This window comes from Brevibacillus sp. NSP2.1 (genome assembly GCF_000470975.2).
Lineage (GTDB): Bacteria > Bacillota > Bacilli > Brevibacillales > Brevibacillaceae > Brevibacillus > Brevibacillus agri.
In genome coordinates this window covers 4,840,351-4,862,791 of record NZ_CP048274.1, presented here as the reverse complement: position 1 = coordinate 4,862,791, position 22,441 = coordinate 4,840,351, and the positions used below count along the sequence as shown (strand labels likewise).

19 protein-coding genes and 1 pseudogene are annotated in these 22,441 nt (G+C 56.5%); 19 read left to right on the top strand and 1 reads right to left on the bottom strand.

Features of this window, described 5'->3' with window-relative positions; genetic code table 11:
* Positions 1 to 15: 15 nt before the first annotated feature.
* The 19 genes and pseudogenes from fhuB to M655_RS23630 all read left to right on the top strand — a co-directional run bounded on the left by fhuB (position 16) and on the right by M655_RS23630 (position 21,982).
* On the top strand, positions 16 to 2,040 hold the full coding sequence (gene fhuB, locus M655_RS23720; protein WP_286085902.1) for a Fe(3+)-hydroxamate ABC transporter permease FhuB: 2,025 nt from the start codon (positions 16 to 18) through the stop codon (positions 2,038 to 2,040).
* A gap of 117 nt (positions 2,041 to 2,157) precedes the next feature.
* On the top strand, positions 2,158 to 3,789 hold the full coding sequence (locus tag M655_RS23715; RefSeq protein ID WP_026558200.1) for a helix-turn-helix domain-containing protein: 1,632 nt from the start codon (positions 2,158 to 2,160) through the stop codon (positions 3,787 to 3,789).
* A gap of 104 nt (positions 3,790 to 3,893) precedes the next feature.
* The gene (locus tag M655_RS23710; RefSeq protein WP_026558201.1) at positions 3,894 to 4,931 is read left to right on the top strand and encodes an ABC transporter substrate-binding protein; all 1,038 of its coding nucleotides are present in this window, start codon (positions 3,894 to 3,896) and stop codon (positions 4,929 to 4,931) included.
* A 437-nt stretch (positions 4,932 to 5,368) separates the two neighbouring features.
* A pseudogene (locus M655_RS23705) lies at positions 5,369 to 5,826 on the top strand (hypothetical protein); the annotation flags it as partial.
* A gap of 74 nt (positions 5,827 to 5,900) precedes the next feature.
* On the top strand, positions 5,901 to 6,635 hold the full coding sequence (locus M655_RS23700; protein ID WP_025845153.1) for a hypothetical protein: 735 nt from the start codon (positions 5,901 to 5,903) through the stop codon (positions 6,633 to 6,635).
* A 174-nt stretch (positions 6,636 to 6,809) separates the two neighbouring features.
* Positions 6,810 to 7,889 (top strand): Delta(5) desaturase DesA, encoded by a 1,080-nt coding sequence (desA, locus tag M655_RS23695; protein ID WP_005830828.1) that lies wholly within the window; start codon positions 6,810 to 6,812, stop codon positions 7,887 to 7,889.
* Positions 7,890 to 7,956: 67 nt separating this feature from the next.
* On the top strand, positions 7,957 to 9,093 hold the full coding sequence (locus M655_RS23690; RefSeq protein ID WP_005830826.1) for a sensor histidine kinase: 1,137 nt from the start codon (positions 7,957 to 7,959) through the stop codon (positions 9,091 to 9,093).
* Positions 9,090 to 9,689 (top strand): response regulator transcription factor, encoded by a 600-nt coding sequence (locus tag M655_RS23685; protein ID WP_005830825.1) that lies wholly within the window; start codon positions 9,090 to 9,092, stop codon positions 9,687 to 9,689. The genes M655_RS23690 and M655_RS23685 overlap by 4 nt, the downstream gene beginning before the upstream one ends.
* A gap of 334 nt (positions 9,690 to 10,023) precedes the next feature.
* Complete coding sequence (locus tag M655_RS23680; protein ID WP_026558202.1) at positions 10,024 to 11,043, top strand: ROK family protein; 1,020 nt, start codon at positions 10,024 to 10,026, stop codon at positions 11,041 to 11,043.
* Positions 11,044 to 11,125: 82 nt separating this feature from the next.
* Positions 11,126 to 12,190 carry a Gfo/Idh/MocA family protein gene (locus tag M655_RS23675; protein WP_005830821.1) on the top strand — a complete coding sequence of 355 codons (1,065 nt, stop codon included), beginning with the start codon at positions 11,126 to 11,128 and terminating at the stop codon, positions 12,188 to 12,190.
* Between the two features lie 95 nt (positions 12,191 to 12,285).
* The gene (locus M655_RS23670) at positions 12,286 to 13,869 is read left to right on the top strand and encodes a glutathione ABC transporter substrate-binding protein (RefSeq protein ID WP_007780070.1); all 1,584 of its coding nucleotides are present in this window, start codon (positions 12,286 to 12,288) and stop codon (positions 13,867 to 13,869) included.
* 152 nt (positions 13,870 to 14,021) lie between these two features.
* Positions 14,022 to 14,945: a nickel ABC transporter permease gene (gene nikB, locus M655_RS23665; RefSeq protein WP_005830817.1), complete on the top strand. Its 924-nt coding sequence runs from the start codon at positions 14,022 to 14,024 to the stop codon at positions 14,943 to 14,945.
* 19 nt (positions 14,946 to 14,964) lie between these two features.
* The gene (locus M655_RS23660) at positions 14,965 to 15,858 is read left to right on the top strand and encodes an ABC transporter permease subunit (RefSeq protein WP_005830815.1); all 894 of its coding nucleotides are present in this window, start codon (positions 14,965 to 14,967) and stop codon (positions 15,856 to 15,858) included.
* An 18-nt stretch (positions 15,859 to 15,876) separates the two neighbouring features.
* Positions 15,877 to 16,869 carry an ABC transporter ATP-binding protein gene (locus M655_RS23655; RefSeq protein ID WP_005830814.1) on the top strand — a complete coding sequence of 331 codons (993 nt, stop codon included), beginning with the start codon at positions 15,877 to 15,879 and terminating at the stop codon, positions 16,867 to 16,869.
* Complete coding sequence (locus M655_RS23650; RefSeq protein ID WP_025845143.1) at positions 16,862 to 17,824, top strand: ABC transporter ATP-binding protein; 963 nt, start codon at positions 16,862 to 16,864, stop codon at positions 17,822 to 17,824. Before M655_RS23655 ends, M655_RS23650 begins: the two co-directional genes overlap by 8 nt.
* 27 nt (positions 17,825 to 17,851) lie before the next feature.
* A complete protein-coding gene (locus M655_RS23645) occupies positions 17,852 to 19,081 on the top strand; it encodes an ROK family transcriptional regulator (RefSeq protein WP_005830808.1) in 1,230 nt (409 codons plus the stop codon).
* Between the two features lie 34 nt (positions 19,082 to 19,115).
* Positions 19,116 to 20,060: a Gfo/Idh/MocA family protein gene (locus tag M655_RS23640; RefSeq protein ID WP_026558203.1), complete on the top strand. Its 945-nt coding sequence runs from the start codon at positions 19,116 to 19,118 to the stop codon at positions 20,058 to 20,060.
* Positions 20,057 to 21,049 carry a Gfo/Idh/MocA family protein gene (locus tag M655_RS23635; RefSeq protein WP_025845139.1) on the top strand — a complete coding sequence of 331 codons (993 nt, stop codon included), beginning with the start codon at positions 20,057 to 20,059 and terminating at the stop codon, positions 21,047 to 21,049. Before M655_RS23640 ends, M655_RS23635 begins: the two co-directional genes overlap by 4 nt.
* Before the next feature lie 60 nt (positions 21,050 to 21,109).
* Positions 21,110 to 21,982: a sugar phosphate isomerase/epimerase family protein gene (locus M655_RS23630; RefSeq protein ID WP_005830802.1), complete on the top strand. Its 873-nt coding sequence runs from the start codon at positions 21,110 to 21,112 to the stop codon at positions 21,980 to 21,982.
* A 48-nt stretch (positions 21,983 to 22,030) separates the two neighbouring features.
* On the opposite strand, the gene M655_RS23625 is transcribed toward M655_RS23630, so the two are convergent.
* Positions 22,031 to 22,390, bottom strand: coding sequence for a DUF805 domain-containing protein (locus M655_RS23625; protein WP_005830801.1), 360 nt, complete (start codon positions 22,388 to 22,390; stop codon positions 22,031 to 22,033).
* Between the last annotated feature and the right edge of the window lie 51 nt (positions 22,391 to 22,441).

The window sequence follows — 22,441 nt, the reverse complement described above, 5'->3', positions numbered from 1 at the left end:
TCTTCAAGAGAAGGCTTGAGGCCGTTATGGATGCTGCTTGGCGGCCTCGTGCTTCTGGTGTTGCTCACATTTGTCAGCCTGACACAAGGACTGGCTGACATCTCGGTACGTACCGTGATCGAAGCGATCCTCTCCCCACAAGATATTGCCGACCATCAGATGATTCACGGCGTCCGTCTGCCGAGAACGGTGATGGGGCTCTTATCCGGCGCGGCTTTGGCGGTTGCGGGAGCGATGATGCAGACCGTGACGCGAAATCCGCTTGCTTCGGAAACGACGCTGGGCGTAAATGCCGGAGCCTATTTGTTTGTCGTTTTCGGAATGGTTTTTTGGCCGGCGATCCTGCACCAGTACCCGCTGCCATTTGCCATGGCGGGAGGGATACTGGCTGCTGCTGCCGTTTACTACATGGCGGGTGGGCGAAAAGGAACGCCCGTGCGCGTAGCTTTGTCCGGGATGATCGTTACCCTGGTGTTTTCATCGCTGACCAGTGCCATTATTTTGTTTAATGAAGAAACGACACAGGGCATCTTCATCTGGGGTTCAGGCTCGTTGAAGCAAAACGACTGGACAGGGGTGCAGTTCAGTTGGCCGCTGATTTTGCTCGGGGTGGCAGCGAGCTGCCTGATGGCCAGACAGCTTGACGTGCTCAGCTTTAACGAAGAAACAGCGCAGTCGCTTGGGCAAAAGGTCGGCAAAACGCGCCTGATCGCCATGCTCATCGCGATTTTGATTACGTGTGTCAGCGTCAGCGTAGTCGGGCCGATCGGCTTTATCGGGCTGGTGGCACCGCATCTGGTGCGGCTCAGCGGGCTGACAAGACACATCTGGCTTTTGCCGATCAGTGCGATCTGGGGGGCGGCGCTGCTCGTTGTCTCTGACACGATCTCACGCACGTTTATCAATGCGTACGGCGAGCTGCCTGCAGGTGCGATTACGGCGGCGATTGGCGGGCCGTGGCTGATCTGGCTGGCGATGCGGGTATCCCGCAAGCTGAGCGGAGGCACAGGCTCCGGGGCGCAGACCTCGATGAGCGTAGGCGGCTGGCAGCGCAAAGTTCCGTATCCGATCGTCGTCGTCATCTTGTGCGTGCTGCTCGTCCTCGTCTGGATGTCCGGCCTGGCAATCGGGAATCTGTATTTGCCTTGGGCGGAAATCATCGCCGTTTTCATGGGACAAGGAAACGAGATGTACAGCCAGCTTCTGTTCGAGCTGCGGATGCCGCGGCTTTTGACCGCGATGCTGGCGGGAGTGGCCTTGGCGATCAGCGGCAGCCTCATGCAAAGCGCCGTGCGCAACCCGCTCGCTGATCCGCAAATCGTCGGGGTGACCAGCGGTGCGAGCGTGGGAGCCATCCTGCTGCTGCTCGTGTTCCCGCAGTTTTCCGCGTGGATGCCGCTGGGAGCCATGCTCGGAGGGATTGTCTCTGCCACGATTGTGTACGCCGTTTCGTGGCGGAGGGGCTTGAACCCGATCATTCTCACTCTGGTCGGGATCGCGGTTGCCGCAGCAGGCGCCGCTTTTATCAATATTTTGATCGTAAAAGCACAGCTTTTGGCTGCACCGGCGCTCGCCTGGATGGCAGGCAGCACATACGGACGCGGCTGGACGGAAATAAGCCGACTGCTGCCCGCGATCCTCGTGCTGACTCCGCTCGCCTGGTGGCTGGGACGCCGCGTGGACCTGCTCGCCTTTAACGATGAAAGCTCGATTGGCTTGGGCTTGCAAGTTCGCCGGACGCGACTCGCTGTAGCGGTCATTGCGGTGCTGCTCGCTTCGGCGGCTGTTGCCAGCGTCGGGGCTGTAGGGTTTATCGGCTTGCTCGCGCCGCATGCGGCACGCTTGCTGGTCGGGGCTCACCACCGCAGGGCAGTCGTCGTCTCCGCGCTGTTGGGCGCGGTCTTGCTGGCCGCCTCCGACTTGCTCGGGAGAGTCGTGATGATTCCAAAAGACATCCCGTCAGGCATCGTGGTTGCGCTGTTGGGTGCGCCGTATTTGTTCCTGCTGATGTTCCGTGCGGCAAAAGTACGACAATCGTAGACAGAGATGCGATCCAGCATGATCGAACAAAAAAGAAGTAGTACAGGCGACGGCTGCACCGACGCTTGGCTACTTTTTTCTTGTACAGATAATGACGAAAGCAAGGATGTGAGTCTGATGAGGAACAGCCGGGGTTGTCATGCTTATGTATGGACTGCTTTTCGCAAGCAGCGGTTGAAAAGAGGCTTTCGTCTGCGGCAACTGCGACTGGAAGAATACGTCCTCTGCTATGTGGCAGAAGGCAGCGGAGAGATTACCGTCAATGGCAAAAAGCATGGAATCGAGGCGGGCACGCTCATCATGCTGACTCCTGCGATGCGCATTGACGAGCTGTCCGTTCCCTCGGGACCGCTGCAGATGTATCGGCTGCACTATACGCGGATCGACGCGGCATCGCCAGCAGGCGGCAAGCAAGCGGCAGCACCCGGCGCACAGAAGCGGCTGGCGGGGGAAGCGGCGGGAGCAGAAGTGTTTCCTGTCGCGTCCGCATCCGCTTTTGTGACGAAGCTGGAGGAGTTGTACCGCTTGGGGCAAGAAGCGGACGAATGCCTGCATCTGCGCGCCCAGTCGTTGTTTTACGACTTGCTCGCCACGGCTTGCGAGGAGCGAAGCGCTCGGGCAAAAGGCGGGGACAGCTCCGTTGCCGCGACGATTGACTACATGAAAAAGCATTTTCGCGAGGCATTGGACCTCGGGGCCTTGCCCAAGCTGGCCGGGTTGACGCCAAGCTCCTACTGCCGGGCGTTCAAGCGGGCAGTCGGGATGACGCCGGGGGAGTATTTGACGCAGCTTAGGATGGAGGAGGCGAAGGCGATGCTGTCCTCGTCTTCTTCCGCCAATCGCGTCAAAGACGTGGCCCGCAGTGTCGGCTTTTCGGATGAGCTTTATTTCAGCCGTCTGTTCAAAAAGCGGGAAGGCTTGTCGCCGCAAATTTACATGAAGCAGGCGGGCCAGCGCGTGGCGATCGCGAGCAAGCTGTTTTTGCAAGATCACTTCCTCGCGATCGGGATTCAGCCGATTGCCGCCCCGTCGTTTCCCAACTATTTCCCGACGCGAACCGGGTTTCCGGTTTATTTGCAGCAGCGCCTGCGCGGGACGAAGGCGTTGAATGCGGAGCGCAGCATCACGCCGCAGGAGGTTTTGCCTTTGTCGCCTGACGTGATTGTGCAGATCGACACGGGACAGGAGCAGGGGCAGGGAGAGTGGAAAAAGCTCGGGGAGACGTTCATGTTCAACGGTTACTTGAGTTGGCACGAGTATCAACGGCAGATCGGGACGGTTTTCAATAAGGAGAACCAGGCCCAGCGGATTATCGACCACGTGCAAAAAGTGGAGAAAGCGGCAAGAGAGGCGCTTCTCCCCGTCACGCGCCAAGGCGAATGGACGATCGTCCGGGTGCTGGAGAATGAGGTGCGGCTGTACGGGACGGAAGGGCACGCCTTGACCGACCTGTTTTATGACAAGCTCGGCTTCCAGCCCGATCCGCATGTGACACACGCCTCCTACAAGCCTGACGCGTTGATGGAGCTGGTCAGGATCGACCCTGAGCGCATCATCCTGTTCTGGAGCGAAAAAGAGGACGTGGAGCGCCTGTGGTCGAACCCGCTGTGGCAAAGCTTGCGGGCTGTTCGGGAAAACAAGGTGTACTATCCGGAGAGCAAAAATTGGGACCCGTGGGGGCCGCTGGGCAGGGAGTACATGATCGAGCAGTGCACGGCGTACTTTTTGCGGGCAATCCCGTCCATATAAAACAGGCAATGGCGTGCATGGAAAAGCGGGAGCAGTCTCTATATACTATCAATTGATAATGGTTATCAATCAAGCGACTGATAGAAGTGGGGGCATATCTCGATATGAAAAGAAAGACCAGCGCACGAACCATGCGCCACATCATGACCAGCTTTTTCTCCCTTTGCATGCTGTTTGTTCTGGCAGGCTGCGGAGGAGGTGCCAATCAGGCACAGCAGACACAGCAGCCAGCCCAGCAACAAGCGACGACGGAGCAAAGCACAACGGCCGCCCAGCCAGCTCCAGCGGAAGCAGGCGAAGTGCGCGAGATCAAGCACGCCATGGGTACGACCCAGATCAAAGGAACGCCGCAACGCGTCATCATCCTGACCAACGAAGGAACGGAAGCGCTGCTCGCTCTCGGCGTGAAGCCAATCGCTGCCGTGCAATCGTGGGAAGGCGAACCTTGGTACGACCATATCAAGGACGAGATGGCAGGGGTAGAGTCTCTCGGCTTTGAAACCGAGCCGAACCTCGAAAAGATTGTATCGCTTTCCCCAGACCTGATTATCGGAAACAAAGTCCGTCATGAAAAAGTGTACGACCAACTGTCCAAGGTCGCGCCAACCGTGTTCGCGGAAGAGCTGTCGGGCAGATGGAAAACCAACTTCGCTCTCTATGCCGAAGCGGTGAACAAAAAAGCGGAAGGCGAGAAGGTGCTCAAGGAGTTTGACGAGCGCGTAGCCGCAGCCAAAGAAAAGCTTGGCTCGAAGACGGCTACCAAAGTATCCGTAGCGAAATTCTCGAAAAAAGGCGTGCAGATTTACCAAAAGGATACCTTCAGCGGTGTCTTGCTCGAACAACTGGGCATCGCGCGTCCAGCTTCGCAAGACGTGAACAACTTCGCGGAGTTCGTGTCCGAAGAAGGCATGTCCGTCATGGATGGAGACGTCCTGTTCTACTGGGTATCGGAAGAAAAAGGCGCCACCGATATTACCAACATGGCGAAAAAGTGGATGGACAGCCCAGTTTTCAAATCGTTGAACGTATCGAAAAACAACAAAGTATTCCAGGTTAGCGAGACGATCTGGAACACAGCAGGCGGCATCAAAGCGGCCAACCTGCTGCTCGACGACATCATGAAGCGCCTTGATGTCCAGTAAATAGCGAGCCAATCCAATAAACAACGCAACGCACAAGACCTCATCCGGGCAAGGGATGAGGTCTTTTTTTGTTTGCAGCCGTGCAAGTGCAACCAAGGCAAAGGCTCCTCTTCCGCCAATGGCAAGGTGCAGCCGCGTTTTCTACTGGGGAGAGACAGCCGTTGCTGTGCGCTCGTATTTTCGCAAATCTTTGTTCCATTCGTAGACGGTGCTCGTCAGCCGCTTCGCGGAGCCTTCCCCGCTAAATTTTTTTATCATCCAGCAGGAAAATATTTCTCGTAAGCCCTGGAAAGGGAACAGAACGGGAGGGCGACCACTGTGAAATTTGGAAAAAGTGTCTTTTAGGCTATAGCCTCGATGCGATTATGCGCTAAAATATGGAAGGAAAAATATACCTGTGTAGGATGCTCGGCATGGACAAGGAAGGGGAATCCTTTGTGGATAAAAAAGCCAGGCAAATTTTAATGAAAACATTTTGGAGCAGCCAAGGCTGGAAAAGTCACCCCTACGACTATTCGGGTGAAGATTTTGCCTATGCGAAAAGCAAAGGGCTGATGTTCGATCCGCTAACGATTCATCATGACGAGTGTGTGCGCCAGGTCGTGGAATGGCATGAAAAGGTGCCGAAGGAAAAGGTAGCGGCCGCCTTTTTGCACAGCTTGTCCACCCGCAAGCTGCACTTGCGCAGCGCGCTCTCCAGTTGGGGTTGACGCGGCAGTTTACGCTGCATCCGTTTGCAAGCAACGCAGGCAGATATACCGCAGCGGAAAACGGCGTCGCCTACGCGATGCACGGGGATTGCTACGTGTGCGACAGCTTCCATATCGCCTCCCGGGAATCGTATGTGGACGAGGATTTGAATGTGCTGAATTTCGAGCGACACAAGTGGGGCGGCGAGGACGGCTATTCCAGGCAGGCGGTACAAAACTTTTTCGGTCCGTGGCTGTAGAGATAGAGGAGGAGAGAAACATGGCGAAAAAATGGCACGAAAACGGAGTAATCCTGTATCCGAAGGCAAGCGATGTTTTTACAGACGAGAGGCTCGCTTGTTACTTCAGGCCGCTGCTCAGCTTTGCCTGTAGGCAGGACGGCAGAGAGTACACGTTTCATTTGCTCGGCACGGATGGCCTTTACTGTGAGAGAGAGTACCGCAATGCGGAAAACAATTTTTTCGGCTTTCGCTACGTAGCAGGCAAGTACGAGTTTCTCGGCGACCTGGCGGCGTTTGGCGAAGGCAACGTGGAGGAAGTCTACGCCTTGCTGCAGGCCGATTTTGCGCAAAACAAGGAAACGTACTGGAAGGAAAAAGTAACGGTTGCGGCGTACAAGGAGCGGATGATCGACGAATTGGCCGAAGTGGCCGATTTTGACGTGGACTACTATGCCGAGGCGTTTTACAGTTACGAATTTACGAAATATCATTACGAGCGGACTGGCGAATTTCGCCATATTACCGAGCTGACGGAAGGCTGGGGCCATGACGATTCGCCAGTGCTGATCGCTCGGGAGACGGCGCAGGAGATGAGCGAAGAGTTTTTCATGAACCTGCAATGGAACGTCAAATTCGATTACGGAATCGACAAGAGCATGGTTTGCGCAGCGACGGAGCGCTTCCGCTTCATGTCCGCGATCGGCGGCGGGACGGTGTTTGCTCTGTGGAAGCCGCAGGAGCAGACGGTTTATTTGTTGGAGTATTTTTCGTGATCATTCACACACCCTAAATTTTCCAGTTCTTTTTTCAACCATGACATTTGTCATACCCTCGACTTGACGTTTATGACTACAGGGGCCAGCGCGTATTTCTTACAATATAGATAGAAAAATACGTCTGATGCTACCTGAGTCATCCGCGCAGTTCAATCGAGGAGGTACCAATTGATGCATCAATCGAACATCGCCCAGCTCAAAAAGAATGTGGCCCCCTTTGAAAAAACAGACACCAAGTCGAGCATTCGCCAGATGGTCAACACGATTCTTCCCCTGCTTTTGCTCTGGTATGGCGCCTATCTCAGCCTGTCCGTATCGTACTGGCTGACGTTGCCGCTGGCGATTTTGACAGCCGGCTTTGTCATCCGCACGTTCATCATTTTTCACGACTGCTGCCATCAGTCTTTTTTCAAAAGCCGTCGGGCCAATGACATTCTCGGCACGATCACGGGCGTGCTGACGTGCGTCCCGTACGAACAGTGGAAGCAAAGCCACTCCATTCACCACGCGACGAGCAGCAACCTCGACAAGCGCGGTGTCGGCGACATCTGGATTTTGACGGTGGAGGAATATCTCGCCGCTCCGCTTTGGCGTAAAATCGCCTATCGCATCTACCGCAATCCATTTGTCATGTTCGGGATCGGTCCGATTTTTGTATTTGCGCTGCAATACCGCTTCAATCGTAAAGGAGCCCGCCGCAAAGAGCGATTGAACACGTATTTGACCAATGTGTTGCTGGTTGGCCTGTATGCGCTTCTGATCTGGGCGATCGGTTGGCAAGCATTTTTGCTCGTGCAGCTTCCCGTCTTTTTTGTCTCCGGGTTGCTCGGGATTTGGCTGTTTTACGTGCAGCATCAGTTCGAGGATTCGTATTTTGAAAACGAGGAAGAGTGGAGCTACGTGAAGGCCGCAGTAGAGGGCAGCTCCTACTACAAGCTCCCGAAAGTGTTGCAGTGGATCACGGGAAATATCGGCTTCCACCACGTGCATCATCTGAGCCCGAAGGTGCCAAACTACAATTTGGAAAAAGCGCACAACGAGACGCCGCCGCTGCAAATGGCGACGACGATTACGCTGTCTACAAGCGTGAAATCGTTGCGCTTCCGCCTGTGGGATGAAGAGAGCAAGCGTTTTGTGAGCTTCAAGGAAATCAAGGAACGCAAACAGCAGCAAGTCAAGCTAATGTCGGCATCGGCTGAGGCGATTATCGACGCGCTGCACAGCAAAAAAGCCAGTTTAGAAAGAAAATAAGCCTGCCCGAATCCCCTGCATTCCGATACACTGATAAGTAGCGGCGAAGAAAAAAAGGTGGGCATCCATGCAAAAGTGGTATCACATTCTCCATAAAAACACGGGCCTTAGTCCTTATGTGTGGGTTGTTTTCTACATCCTGCCGTTCTACTTCATCTTTCGCTCGTCGTCCACGTACGAGGTCGTGAGCGGAATCGCGATGATTATCCTGTTTTTCGTCTGCTACGTCCTGGCGTTTCTCTCCAAGGGCTGGCTGATTTACTTCTGGACCAGCTTGCAGATCGTGATTTCGATTGCGATGACCGTCATGTTCGGCTATGTGTACTTCTCGCTGTTTCTGGCGTTTTTCATCGGCAATATCCAGAACAAGATCGGCTTTATCACGCTGTACACGATTCATTTGATTAGCACCGTCGTGACGATCAACATGGGCTTTCTCTCGAAAAACGCGCAGCTTTTCAACCAGTTGCCGTTTGTGCTCGTCAGCCTGATCGCCGTCATTCTGTTGCCGGTGACGACGTACAACTGGAACAAGCGGGAAAAGCTGCAGGGAGAGCTGAACCACGCGAACAAGCGGATATCCGAGCTGGTCAAACTGGAGGAGCGGCAGCGCATCGCCCGCGACCTGCACGATACGCTGGGGCAAAAGCTGTCCTTGATCGGCCTGAAAAGCGACCTGGCGAGCAAGTTGATCTATAAAAACCCTGTGCGCGCGCAAACGGAGCTGGAGGAAATCAGGCAGACGGCGCGAATTGCGTTGAAGGAAGTGCGGGAAATGGTCACGCAGATGCGGGGGACGCGGCTTGCGGAGGAAATGTTCCGCATCAAGCAAATTTTCAAGGCGGCGGAAATCGAGTTATCCGTGGAAGGCGATCCGGATTTGAAGCACACCTCCCTGATGGCGGAAAACGTGCTCAGCATGTGCCTCAAGGAAGCCGTCACAAACGTCGTCAAGCACAGCAACGCCACGGCATGCTCCATCGTCATCGAGCCAGCCCGGACGGATCTGATCGTGCGCGTCATCGACAACGGCAGCGGGATGGCAGAGGAATCTGTTTGCCGGGGGAACGGGCTGCGCGGGATGCGGGAGCGGCTGGAATTTGTCAACGGCAGCATGGACATTCAGTCGTCGGAGTCTGGCACCCAGGTCGTCTTTCGGGTGCCAAACGCCTTCCAACAACCGGAAAAGGAGGCGGGATCATGATTCGCATCGTCATTGCAGAGGATCAGCGCATGCTGCTTGGCGCCCTGGCTTCGCTGCTCGATCTGGAAGAAGATATGCAGGTCGTCGGGAGAGCGAGCAATGGCGAGGATGCCGTCAAGCTGGTGCATTTGCACAAGCCTGACATCTGTATCATGGATATCGAGATGCCTGTAAAAAGCGGTCTGGATGCCGCAGAGGAGCTGAAAGGCAGCGGTTGCAAGGTGATGATCCTGACGACCTTTGCCCGTCCCGGCTACTTCGAGCGCGCGCTGAAGGCCGGGGCCAACGGCTATCTGCTCAAGGACAGTCCGAGCGAGGAGCTGGCCAGCTCGATTCGCAGCATCATGGCGGGCAAGCGGATTTACGCCCCGGAGCTGGTGGATGAGGCGTACGGACAGGAGAATCCGTTGACCGAGCGGGAAAAGGAAGTGCTGCTGCTGATCGCGGACGGCAAAAACACGAAGGAGATCGCCAGCCAGCTTTTCATTACGACGGGGACCGTGCGCAACTACATTTCCGTCATTCTCGACAAGCTCGGCGTGAGCAACCGGATCGAGGCGATCATGCATTTCAAGGAAAAAGGCTGGTTCAAGTAGCCAAGTAGTCAAGTAGCGAAAACGGGAGCATAGCAGGAGAGGCCCTTTCTGTAGCAGGCAGGAAGGGTTTTTTCGTGCAACTAAGGCTGGGCAAATGGCTTGGCGCAGCCAAGCTTTCTAATGCGGCATGTTGGTGGAGTGGCCTGTTGACGTAGCGGGATGTGTGCGGGGGGCCGGGCTTTTCTTTTTTAGTCAGAAAAGTACGAATGCTTTATTTTCTTTCCGACCTGTGCTAAAACTAAAGCTAAGCAACTTTGTAAAGCCATTGGAGAAAATAATGTAAGCGGTAGCAATCATTTTGCAGGAATCAGAGCAACGGAAGGAGTGGACGCGCATGGCACGGGACGAGTATGCGATTGGATTGGACTTGGGTGGGACGAAAATATTGGCAGGACTGGTGCACAGCAGTGGAAAAATGCTCGGACAGACGCTGCTGCCTACGGCTTCGCAGGAAGGAGCGGAGGCGGTGATCGACAGAGTGTTGGCGGCGATCGAAGGCGTTTTGGCTACGGCGCAGGTGGAGCGGCGAAGCGTGCGCGGAGTCGGCATCGCCTCGGCCGGAGTCATCGACAGCGCGGCTGCCGAAGTGATTTTTGCGGGCAATCTCGGCTGGCGGAATGTTCCGATTGGCAGGCTGATTGCAGACAGGTTCGGGCTGCCTGTCCGGCTGATGAATGACGCGAATGCCGCTGCGGTGGCGGAGTGGATGTGGGGCGCGGGCAAGGGGACGCAGAACATGATCTACGTGACGGTCAGCACGGGAGTCGGGGCGGGGATCATCAGCGGCGGCCAACTGGTGCAGGGGGCGGAAGGCGGGGCTGGCGAGTTCGGCCACATTTCCATCGACTGGAACGGCCCGTTGTGCGGCTGCGGCAACCGTGGCTGCCTGGAGCTGTACGCTTCCGGGACGGCGATTGAAAAGCTGGCGCGCAAGCAGGTCGAGGCGGGCGAGCTTGTTTTGGCAGGTGCAGGCGGTGCCTTGACGACGGGCGAGGCGTTGACGGCAAAAGCGATCGGAGAAGCGGCGCTTGCCGGAGATCGCGCCTGCATCGAGATCGTAGAGCGGGCGGGCTTTTATTTGGGCGTGGGCACGACCAGCCTGATTCATCTGTTCAACCCGGAAGTAATCGTCTTCGGCGGAGGCGTCATGAACGCTTCGTCCATCCTGCTTGCGGAAGCAGAAAAAAGCGTCAGGGAACGGTGCATCCCGTCCATGGCGAACCAGGTGAAATTCGCGCTGCAACAGGTCGGCGTAGAGGCGGGCGCGGTCGGGGCGGCAGGGTCGTTTTTTTCGTGGGACGGGCAGGAAGCAAATCTTCCCATTTTCTCGCGGAAACTATATTGCAAAGATTAAGATTATTTTGTATCATTCAATTAATAACTCCACTGAAAAAATAAATTAACCAGTTAAACGACACAGGGGGGGAAACATCCGCATGGAAAAGGTAAAGGTTGCGGTGATCGGGGCAGGCTCGATTTCGGACATGCACCTGCAATCGTATCAGCAAAATGACCGCGCACAGTTGCAGGCCGTCGTCGACTTCAACGAAGCACGGGCGAAGGAAAAAGCAGAAAAGTACGAGGCGGCGGCGCACTACAGCAATCTGGAGGAAGCGTTGGCTGACCCGCAGATTGACGCGGTGAGCATCTGCACATGGAACAACACGCACGCCGACATTGCCGTATCCGCTCTGCGCGCAGGCAAGCACGTGCTGCTGGAAAAGCCGCTCAGCACCTCGGTAGAGAGCGCCCTGCTGATTGAGGAAGCGGTAAAGCAGAGCGGCAAGCGGCTCCAGGTCGGCTTCGTCAGAAGGTACGACACCAATGCGCAGTTGCTCAAGCAGTTTATCGACGCGGGCGAGCTGGGAGAGATTTATTACGCCAAAGCATCCTGCCTGCGCCGGTTGGGCAATCCGGGCGGCTGGTTTGCGGACAAGGAGCGCTCCGGCGGCGGGCCGCTGATCGACCTCGGCGTACATGTGATCGACCTGTGCTGGTATTTGATGGGCTGCCCGAAGGTTGCGACCGTAAGCGGCAATACATACAACAAGCTCGGCAACCGCGCCCACGTCAAAAACTTGTCTTTTTACAAAGCGGCTGACTACGATCCGAGCAAAAATACGGTCGAGGATATGGCAAACGCGCTGATCCGCTTCGAAAACGGCGCTTCCCTGTTCGTGGATGTCAGCTACACGCTGCACGCCAAAAAAGAGGAGCTGGCCGTGAAGCTGTACGGGGACAAAGGCGGCGCAGAGGTGGAGCCGGAGCTTTCCATCATCACGGAAAAGCACGACACGATCCTCAACGTCACGCCGCAGATCGACAAGCTGTCGTTTGACTTCAAGCAAGGCTTTCAAAATGAAATCGACCACTTCATCTCATACATTTTGGGCGAAAAAGAGACACTCAGCCCAGTGGAACACGGCGTAGAGATGATGAAAATTCTCTGCGGCATTTACGAATCGGCGCAGACCGGACGCGAGGTCGTCTTCTCTTCCTGAGAAAAATGGCGGCCGTGCCCAGCAGCGGACATCCAGATTGCATCCATAAACAAGATTGCATCCATAAACAGAACCTTGTAAGGGGGAAAAGGGGAATGAAAAAAGCATCGTACTTGCGAGCAGCATCTGTCTTACTTTTTTCAGTGGCATTACTTTTTGGATGTTCCAGCGGAGGCGGGACTCCGGCAGCGTCGACCAACACGGGCGCGAACACGGAAACGGGCGCACCGCAGAAAGACCAGATGGTGATCGCCGTAAACGAAAACTTCATCACGATGGACCCGCAAAATACCGGGGATGCCCTGTCCTCTGGCGTGCAAACCTCGATGTACGAAGGGCTGCTGATTTACGACAAAGACTTGAAGCTCATGCCGGGGCTGGCGACTGAATATTCGGTCAATGAGGACGCGACCGAGTACACGTTCAAGCTGCGGCAAAACGTCAAGTTCCACGACGGCACGCCGTTCAATGCCGAAGCGGTCAAAATCAACTTCGACCGGATGAGCAACCAGGACAACAATCTGCGGGCGTACCGCAACTACAAATACATCAAGAGCACAGAGGTTGTCGACGAGTACACCGTCAAAGTGACGCTGACCCAGCCGTTTTCCGCGATGATTAACAAGTTCACGACAGGCATCATCAGCCCGGCGGCATTGGAAAAGTACGGCAAGGAAATTTCCAAAAACCCTGTCGGCACTGGCCCTTACAAATTCGTGGAATGGGTACAAGGCGACCATCTGACCGTCGAACTGAACCCCGATCACTGGAACAAAGGCGCGGCCAAGGTCGGGAAAATCGTTTACAAGCCCGTGCCGGAAAACGGCTCGCGCGTAGCGATGCTCAAAACTGGCGAGGCCGATGTCATCTATCCGCTGCCAGAGCAGCAGGCCGAGACGCTTGGCGGAGCAGAAGGCGTCAAGGTGGAGCGCACGCCGTCCACGATCACCCGCTACGTCTCGATCAACATGCTGAAAAAGCCGTTTGACGATCTGCGCGTGCGCCAGGCGATCAACTACGCGGTCGACAAGGATGCGTTTATCAAAGTGGTGAAGGCAGGCTACGGCACGCAACTGGAATCGGTCATGTCCCCGACGATCGCGCACTACGCCAAGCAGGGCGTCTATGAGTACAACATTGAAAAGGCGAAGCAACTGCTCAAGGAAGCGGGCTACGAAAACGGCTTTACAACAGAAATCTGGGGCAACACGAACTCCGACACGATGAAAGGCATGCAGTTCATCCAGCAACAACTGCAAAAAATCGGCGTGACTGTAGAAGTGAAGTCGATGGAGGAAGCGACGCTGTCGGACGAAATCTACGGCATCAAATCGCCAGAGGAAGCGAAGATGAACATGTGGTACGTTAGCTGGTCTTCGGCGGACCCGGACAATGCGATGCGCTCGTTGTTCAGCAGCGAGAACTTCCCGCCAGCGGGCGCCAACACCGCTTTTTACAAAAACGACATCGTGGACCAAAGCATCAAGGAAGCGACGCAGTCTTCCGATGAAGCCAAGCAAAAAGCGCTGTACGGAACGGTTCAGGAACACGTCTTCAAGGATGCGCCGTGGATTTTCCTGGCGGTCGACGAGATTTTGTACGGCAAGCGCGCCAACGTAAACGGCGTCTACATCACGCCGAGCGGCGGCATCTATGTGAGGGAAGCGGCATTCCAATAACGGTTTTTCTGGCAGCGTTGGGTCGCTGCTCGCAGCCCAACGCTGCTTTCCTATTACGTTTTGGTCGCAACAATCAAGAAAAGTCTTTGGGAGAAGGAAAGCATGGCGTTGCCATCCGCTGTGCTTTCCCATCCGTTAGGGGGAACCGCTAAATGTTCCGTTATATCGTCAAAAGGCTCATCGAGATCATCCCGATCATTTTCGTCGTGTCCCTGCTCATTTTCTTCTTTATCCACCTCGTCCCGGGGGACCCTGTCCGCTTGGCGGCGGGAAAAGACGCCACGCTCGAAGAGATTACCCGCGTGCGCCAGGAGCTTGGACTGGACAAACCGCTGCTGTCGCAGTACGTCACCTATATGCAAAACCTGCTCACGGGCAATCTCGGCCATTCCTTGAAAACAGGGCTTCCGATCAGCGACATGTTTGCCAACCGCTTTACGATTACGATGAATTTGACATTTATGAGCCTGGGCTGGGCGCTCGTCCTGGGGCTGCTCATCGGCACGGTCTCCGCTGTCTTCCGCAACAAATGGCCGGACTACGTGGGGATGCTGACGGCGATTTCCGGCATTTCCTTGCCGGGCTTTTGGCTGGGGCTCATTCTCATACAAATTTTTTCCGTCACGCTGGGCTGGTTCCCGACGGGCGGAGTCGACGGCTGGAAAAGCTACGTGCTGCCTTCGCTGACGCTGGGCGCGGGGATCATGTCGATGCTGGCCCGCTTTACCCGCTCCTCGCTTCTGGAGACGCTGAAGGAGGACTTTATCCGCACAGGCCGGGCCAAAGGCTTGAAGGAGTCCGTCGTCGTTCGCAAGCACGCGCTGAAAAACTCGATGATTCCCGTCGTGACGATCGCCGGGTTGCAATTCGGATTCCTGTTGGGCGGCTCGGTGGTCGTGGAGACGGTGTTCAGCATTCCGGGCATGGGGCGGCTTTTGGTCGACTCGATTGCCTTCCGCGACTATCCGGTCGTGCAAGCGGTCATCCTGCTGTTTTCACTGGAGTTCATTCTCGTGAACTTGCTGGTGGACATTTTGTACAAGGCGCTCAATCCGAAAATCCGTTATGAAAGCTAGGCGAAGGGGGGCGAGGTAAATGGAGGTAGTAAAGGAAATCGGCCAGACAACGGCCGTTGCCGTGGAACAGAAAAGCTCCAGGGCGCGGGATTTCTGGAAAAAGTGGAGGAAGCAAAAGACGGCGTTCTGGGCCGGATTTTTCATCCTGTTTTTGCTGCTCGTGGCGATTTTCGGCCCGGCGATTGCCCCTTATGATCCGTACGAGCCAAACTACGACGCCACGCTGCAGACGCCGTCGATGGCGCACTGGGCGGGAACGGATGAGTATGGACGGGATATTTTGAGCCGGATAATCGTCGGGGCGCGTCTCTCGCTCGGCGTCAGCTTTACCTCGGTATTTGTGGGGGCTGTGCTCGGAACGATTTTGGGGCTGTGCAGCGGCTACTACGGCGGCTGGATTGATCGGCTTATCATGCGCGGCAGCGACGTGATGTTCGCTTTTCCCGACCTGCTGCTCGCGATCGCCATTGTGGCGATTCTCGGCCCCGGCTTGACGAACGTGGTGGTGGCCGTGGCGGTGTTCAGCATTCCGTCGTTTGCCCGCCTGATTCGCGGCAATACGCTGGCGGCCAAGGAAGCGGTCTTCGTGGAAGCGGCGCGCTCGATGGGGGCAAAAAGCAGCCGGATCATCTTTCGCCACATTTTTCCGGAAACCGTCTCCAGCATGATCGTCTTCTTTTCGCTCAGGATCGGCACTTCTATCTTGGCGGCTTCGAGTCTCAGCTTTCTCGGTCTGGGCGCAAAGCCGGAGAGTCCCGACTGGGGAGCCATGCTCAGCATGGGGCGCGATTATCTCGCCACTTCCCCGCACGTCGTGATGATTCCCGGCCTGGCGATTTTCCTGTCGGTGCTGGCGTTCAATCTGGTAGGGGATGGCCTGCGCGACATTCTGGACCCGAAAACGAAGAACTAAACGAGGGAGTTGGGGCAGATGAGTGAAAACATCATCGAGGTTAAGCATCTGCAAACACAGTTTACGAGAGATGAACGCAAGACGGTCGTCCTCGACAACGTCAGCTTTCATATAAAAAAGGGCGAAGTGCTGGGCCTGGTCGGGGAATCGGGCTGCGGCAAGAGCGTCACCTCGCTTTCGATCATGCGGCTGTTCAAGGATACGACGGGCGAGATCACGCAGGGAGAAATTCGCTACAACGGAACGAATCTGCTGTCCATCTCGGAGAACGACATGCGCCGGATTCGCGGCAAAGAAATTTCGATGATTTTTCAGGAGCCGATGACCTCGCTCAATCCGGTGATGAAAATTGGCGAGCAGTTGATGGAGGCGATTCGCCTGCACCTTGGCTATTCGGACAAGCAAGCGCGCGAGCACGCGGTCAACATGCTGACAAAGGTAGGGATTCCCCGGCCGAAAGAAATTTTGGGCGAGTACCCACACCAGCTTTCAGGCGGGATGCGGCAAAGAATCATGATCGCCATGGCGATGTCCTGCCATCCCAGCCTGCTGATTGCCGACGAGCCGACGACGGCGCTCGACGTGACGATCCAGGCGCAAATTCTCGACGTCATGAAACAGTTGCAGGCGGACGAGCAGATGTCCATGCTGCTCATTACGCACGATCTGGGCGTCGTCGCGGAGATGTGCAACCGCGTCGTCGTCATGTACGCCGGGCGGGTCGTGGAAGAGGCGTCCGTCTACGACCTGTTTGACGATCCGCAGCACCCGTACACAAAAGGGCTGATTGGCTCCGTCCCGAAAATCGGCCAGAAGCGCGACAGGCTGGATTCTGTCCCCGGCAATGTGCCGACGCCGAACAACATGCCAAAAGGCTGCAAATTCGCTCCGCGCTGCAAGGACGCGATGCCGCTCTGCTGGGAGCAGGAGCCGGCGATTGCGAGCGTGGGCGAGAACCGTTTTTGCCGCTGCTGGCTGTACGACGCGGAAGGGAGGGGGGCCAATGCGTAAACCACTGGTGCAGGTAGACGGGATCAAAAAGACGTTTCCGATCGACAGCGGCCTTTTTTCCAGCAAAAAAAGCGTGAAGGCCGTCAACCGCGTCTCCTTTGTCATCCACGAAGGCGAGACGTTCAGCCTCGTCGGGGAGAGCGGCTGCGGCAAATCGACGACCGGACGGCTGGTCACGCGGCTTTTGACCCCGGATGAGGGCAAAATCTGGATCGCGGGCGAAGAAATTTCGAGAATGAACGAGACGAAGCTGCGCGAGGTGCGCAAGCAGGTGCAGATGGTGTTCCAGGACCCGTACGCTTCGCTCAATCCGCGGATGAAAATTCGCGATGTAGTCGCAGAGCCGCTGGTGATCCATACGAAGCTGTCCCCCAAGGAGCGGGAGCGAACCGTCGCCGAGATGCTGGAGGTCGTCGGCCTGAACAGCTACCACGCGGAAAAGTTCGCCCACGAGTTCAGCGGGGGGCAGCGGCAGCGCATCGGGATCGCCCGCGCCCTGATTTTAAAACCGAAGCTGATCGTCGCCGACGAGCCGGTCTCGGCGCTCGACGTGTCCATCCAGTCGCAAATCCTCAATCTGCTGAAAGATTTGCAGGAGGAGTTTCATTTGACGTATTTGTTCATTTCGCACGACTTGAGCGTGGTCGAGCACATCAGCGACAAAATCGGCGTGATGTATTTGGGCAGCCTCGTGGAGTCCGGGGCGAAGGAGACGATTTTTGCCAACCCGCAGCATCCGTACACAAAAGCGCTGCTGTCCTCCGTCCCGATTCCCGATCCGCGCGCGAAGCGGGAGCGCATCATTTTGCAGGGGGATGTCCCGAGCCCGGTAAACCCGCCGGCAGGCTGCCTGTTTCATACGCGCTGTCCGTATGCGATGGACATATGCAAGACGACACCGCCAGATTTGCGAAAGGCGGCAGACGACGATCATCTGGTCGCGTGCCATCTGTGAACGGCATGCGCGGCAGGAGAGGTATCCATGAATAAAAGGGATGGTGTCAAACGCAGGACGGGCGATTTGAAGCTGATCCAGGAACTGAACCGATCCATCATATTGGACACGATCCGTCAATACGGCCCCATTTCCCGAAGTGAAATCGCCAAGCGGAACAAGCTGAGTCCGACAACCGTCACTTCGGCAGTCGGCGAGCTGATCCGCGACGCGCTCGTGTGCGAGGTGGGAGTCGGCGAGTCGAACGGGGGAAGAAAGCCGATTCTCGTGCAGTTTTCGCCGGACAGCCGTTTTTTGATCGGCATTTCGCTTTCCGGCTCCAAACTGACCATCGCCCAGATGAATCTGGAGGCGCGCGTCAGAAAAAAGGAAACGCATCCGTTGAAGCTACAGCAAGGCGAGAGTGTCCTCCGCTTTTTGCTGGACACGATCGAACGATTTTTGGCGCAGGTCGGAAGCCTCGACAACTGCGTAGGCATTTCGATTGTGACGCAGGGGATTGTCGATGCCGCGACAGGCGTCATTCGCTACAATCCGAAGCTGCGCCTGCGGGATGCGCCTGTAAAAGAAATGGTCGAGCAGCGGTTTCAACTGAAGACGTGGGTGGATAACGACACGAATGCGTACCTGCTCGCCGAAAAGACGCTGGGACAATTTCGCCACTATCAAAACATGCTGTACGTGACGATCGGAGACGGACTGGGCGCGAGTCTGCTGATGGACGGGGCGATCTACCGCGGCTACAAGGGCGGCGCCGGAGAGTTCGGCCATACAACGATCGACCGGGCGGGCATGCGGTGCGATTGCGGCAATATCGGTTGTCTGGAAAACTACGTGAGCTGGCCCGCCATCTACTCGAAGCTGCTCTCGGCGCTCGCCAAAGGCAAGGCGAGCAGCATCATGGAGCTTGTGGAGGGCGACATCAGCCGGATCAACGCGAAAATTTTTCGCCTGGCCTTGACCGAAAAAGACGCGCTGGCGATCAGCATTTTGGAAGAGACGGCTTCTTACCTGGCCGCCGGGATGGTGAACCTGATTCATCTGTTCAATCCGGAGGTCATCATTTTGGGGGGCGAGATCGCGTTTGAAAACGAGCTGCTGATCGAAAAGGTGCGTGAGTATGTTAGCGAATACGCCCACGGCATTTTGACAGAGGAGCTGGAGCTGCGGCCAAATTCGCTCGGGGAGGACGTCGAGGTCGTCGGCGCCGCCGCTATTTTGTTGCAGAACACGTTCCAGTTTTCGCTGTCGCTTTAGCTTGGCGGATCAGGAGAAAAGGAGGGCTTGCTTCATGGGGAGAGTAGCAGTAGTCGGGGCAAAAGACGCTGTGGATGAGCAGCTCGGCATCTGGGCGCGCGTGCGCGGCGCGAAGCTGGTAGGGCGGGCAGAAAGCTTGCAGGAGTTGCACAATTTGTTGGCAGAAACAAAGGTGGAAGTGGTGGAGTTCGCAGGCGAGGCGGATGGCGCTGCCCTCGCGGCGGCAGCTCAGGCGGGTGCGCACATTTTCATAGGAAGCTGCCCCCGGTCCGGGGAGCACGAGCTGTTGCAGGCAGCGCGCCTGTGCCAGCAAAAAGGACGCGTCCTGCAACTGCCAGACACGCTGCGCTTTTGCCCGGAGTACGAGTTGGCGCGTGAACACGTTCGAAACGGGGCGATCGGCAAGCCCGGCGTTTTGCGACTGCGGCGCGGAGCTGTGGCGTCGGCTGAAAACGCGGACCGCTGCCTTTTTGCAAGTCTCGGCTGGCGCGAATTTGACTGGCTGCGCTGGACGTTCGGCGAAGTGGAGCGCGTGCAGGCAAACCAGGTCGTACATACCGACGCGGCAACAGGGCAGGTGCTTTCATATGCGCTCGTCATCCTGAAAATGCGCGCGGGAGCGATCGCCCAGGTGGAGCTGTCGTGGGCAGAGTCTGCGGAGCAGTCGTTTTTTGAGCTGACAGGGGATGCAGGCATGCTGCTCCGCGACAGCCGGGAAAGCTCGCCGATTCGCTGGAGCAGGGGCGGCGCGGGCGGACGTGCAGATGCGTCAGCAGCAGGCGGATGGGACAGCCGGCTTGCAGGGATCGACCCACCGTGGAAGCAAAGAGACAATCTCATCCGCTATCTCGCGGGCGAGGAAGCCGTCCGGCTGAATGCAGAAGATTGGCTGCGCGCCATGGACATCGTGCAGGCGGCGAGGGAGTCGGCGAAGACAGGGCAGACTGTCCAGCTTGCCGAAGGAGGTGTTGCCCGATGAAGGTAGGGATTCTCAGCTTTGCCCATATGCACGCCCAGAGCTACGCCGTCCAATTGCAGCGTCATCCGGAGGCCGAACTGGCAGCGCTCTGGGACGACGACCCGATCCGCGGAGAAGCGATGGCGGCAAAGTACGGCGCGACTTTTTTTCGCGACCTGTCCGCGTTTTTGCAGGCACCGCTTGAGGCTGTCGTCGTCTGCTCGGAAAACGCGCGGCACAAGGAGCACGTCATCGCCTGCGCCCGAGCGGGAAAGCATGTGCTATGCGAAAAGCCGATTGCGACAGACGTCCAGGATGCACTGGAAATGATCCGGGTCTGCGCAAAGGAACAGGTGATGCTGCAAGTCGCGTATCCGGTCCGGTTTGCCCCCGTGATGCAACATGTAAAAGAACTGGTGCAATCAGGCGCGCTCGGCACGATTCTCGCCATCAACAGCACGAACCACGGGCAGATGCCGGGCGGCTGGTTCGTGGAAAAAGAACAGTCTGGCGGCGGTGCGGCGACCGACCATATCGTCCACCTGATGGACCTTGTGCGCTGGATGCTCGGCGACGAGGTGAAGAGCGTCTACGCGGAGCTGGATACGCGTTTTTACGAGCTAGCGGTGGAGGACTGCGGCATGGTCAGCCTGGTCTTGGAGTCTGGCGTAGTGGTCGGAATTGATCCGAGCTGGTCCCGGCCGAAGACGTTCCCGACGTGGGGAGATGTGACCATGCGCATCATCGGCACGAAAGGAACGGTCGAGGTAGACGGTTTCCGCCAGCATGTGCTGCACTATGACGACACAGCAGGCAAGCTCCAGCAACTGCCGTGGGCCGCAGACATGGACGAACGGCTGATTGCCGATTTCGTGCAGAGTGTGCAGGAAAAGCGGGCCCCGTCCATCACGGGAGAGGACGGACTGCGAACGCTTGAAGTGGTGAAGGCCGCTTATGAATCCAACAAGCGGAAGCAAACGGTCGTCCTCGACAGGGTGCCGCTTGCCTAGCTAAGTTTTTTTGCCAAAAAAATGGCGTACGACTACAAACATTCAAATGAGGTGGAAAGAATGAAAATCGGATTGAGCACGTACAGCTTGCTGACAGCAATTCGCGCTGGGGAAATGGATGTACTGGATGTCGTGCAGTGGATCGCGGACAACGGCGGAGAGCACATGGAAATCGTGCCGTACGGCTTTACGCTGGTGGACAACTACGAGCTGGCGGACGCGGTGCGGGACAAGGCAAAAGCTCTCGGCATCGAGCTGTCCAACTACTCGATGCCAGCCAACTTCATTCACGAGACGGAGGAAGCATTTGCCGCAGAGGTGGCCCGCATCAAAACGCACGTCGATTTGCTGCACCGCATGGGCATCCGCCACATGCGCCACGATGTCTCCACCTTTACCGTACCTGTCGAGCAGACGACGATCGCGTACTTTGAACAGCATCTCGATGCGATGGTCGAAGGAAGCCGCCAGATTGCCGATTACGCCGCGCAGTTCGGGATTACGACGACGATTGAGAACCACGGCTGGCTCGTGCAGGCGAGCGACCGCGTCCAGCGCGTGCTGCAAGCGGTCAATCGTCCGAATTTCAAGACGACGCTCGATATCGGCAACTTCATGTGCGTGGACGAGGAATCGCTCGTCGGCGTGAAGAAAAACTTGCCGTACGCTTCGCTCGTTCACTTCAAAGACTTTTACTTCCGCCCGTACTATCAGGACCCGGGAGCGGGCAAATGGTTCAAGACGGTTAACGGCAATTACTTGCGCGGCGCAATCGTCGGCCAGGGCGACATCAACATTCGCGAGGTCGTCAAGCTGGTGAAGCAGTCGGGCTATGACGGCTACATCACCGTCGAGTTCGAAGGCATGGAGGATTGCCGCGAAGGCTCGCGAATTGGCATGGACAATCTGCGCCGCTTCTGGGAAGAAGCATAAAAAAAGAAAAGGCCTCTCCCGCAAAAAATGGGGAGAGGCTTTCGCATGTTACGCCAACACGCTTTCTTCGGTTTTTGGATTTGGACCGTAGTCGTTGTCCGGTGTGCTGTCCAGGCAGAAGAACACGATCAGGACAATGGCGCCGATAAACGGAACCAGCGCGAGCAGCAGCCACCAGCCGCTTCTTCCAGTGTCGTGCAGACGACGGACGCCTACGCCCAGACCCGGCAGCAGGACAGCCAGCGAGTAGAGCGAAGACAAAGATTGCGGCAGACCAATCAAGTATTCGATGAGCATGAGTACGATAGAAATAATGGCACTGAACAAAGCAAACATCCAATACTCTTTGCGTCTGGCGCGTCCGGTGAAGTTGACGTAATTTTTTAAAACTTTCAGGTACCAATCCATGACCTAATTCTCCATTTCTTTCTAAAATTTAGCATGCAATATTACTTTGGT